The 1,047-nt window shown below is 59.7% G+C and carries 1 protein-coding gene; it reads left to right on the top strand.

Going from position 1 to position 1,047, the window contains the following annotated elements:
- The first annotated feature begins 80 nt into the window (after positions 1 to 80).
- Positions 81 to 1,038 (top strand): IS630 family transposase gene (locus BLS13_RS20200; RefSeq protein WP_218123337.1). Its coding sequence is split into 2 segments (ribosomal slippage): positions 81 to 431 and positions 433 to 1,038, totalling 957 coding nucleotides; the frame shifts between segments, so codons are not numbered across the junction.
- Positions 1,039 to 1,047 lie beyond the last annotated feature (9 nt).

Below are 1,047 nucleotides of genomic sequence, written 5' to 3'. Positions count from 1 at the left end.
CTAGAGCGTCGCGCTGATTTTGTGAATCGATTGATTCCCAAGCGGAGAAGTTTGTGATTCAACCTCGTTGGAGGTGGATCATGGGGATATGTCGATCGGAAGATTTGCGATTTCGGGTGGTTGCAGCGGTAGCGGCAGGTAGTTCTCGGCGCGCTGCGGCGGAGCGTTTTTCGGTGAGTGTGAGCTCGGCGATCCGCTGGACGGCTCGGGCGGCGAAGGAGGGTAGCCCCAAGCCTCGCAAGCAGGGTCGCCCGGCGGGCAAAGGGCCGTTAGCGGAACAGCTGGATTATCTGATCGCTGTCGTTGAGGCCAAACCCGACATTACGATGCCGGAATTGGCAGCGCGACTACACGCCGAGCGGGGCATGACGGCCGCCTGGGCCTCGCTCTCGAAACTTCTGTGCCGGGCGGGATTCACATATAAAAAAACAGCTGATGGCATCGGAATGCGCACGCGCTGATGTAGCCGAACGGCGCAGGGTCTGGGTCAATCACCGGCAGCCCTATATGCGTCGCCATCCAGGACGGCTGGTGTTCATCGACGAGACTTCGGTGAATACCAAAATGACCCGCCTGCGTGGCCGAGCAAGGCGGGGAACGCGTCTCAAGGCGAGCGCACCCTTTGGCAAATGGGGTACCCAGACCTTCATCGCCGGCTTGCGTCACGATCGCCTGACGGCCCCTTGGGTGATCCCCGGCGCGATGGATCGGGATGCCTTCAATACCTACGTCGAGACACAGCTCGCGCCCACGCTGGCGCCAGGCGATATCGTGATCCTCGACAATCTGTCCGTTCACAAAAGCGCCAGGGCCGAAGCCGTCGTGCGGGCACGCGGTGCATGGATACTCTTCCTGCCGCAATACTCGTCCGATCTGAATCCGATCGAAATGGCCTTTGCCAAGCTCAAGGCTCATCTGCGCAAGGCCGCGGCACGCACCTTCGACACACTCATCGATGCCATCGGCGACATATGTCACCTCTATCAACCCGACGAATGCTCCAACTTCTTCGTCAAAGCTGGGTATGGATCAGATTAACGGCACGAT

The sequence above is a fragment of the Sphingomonas sp. YR710 genome (assembly GCF_900101455.1).
Lineage (GTDB): Bacteria > Pseudomonadota > Alphaproteobacteria > Sphingomonadales > Sphingomonadaceae > Rhizorhabdus.
The sequence above is the reverse complement of the archived record's forward strand: the minus strand, read 5'-3'. Positions and strand labels throughout refer to the sequence as shown.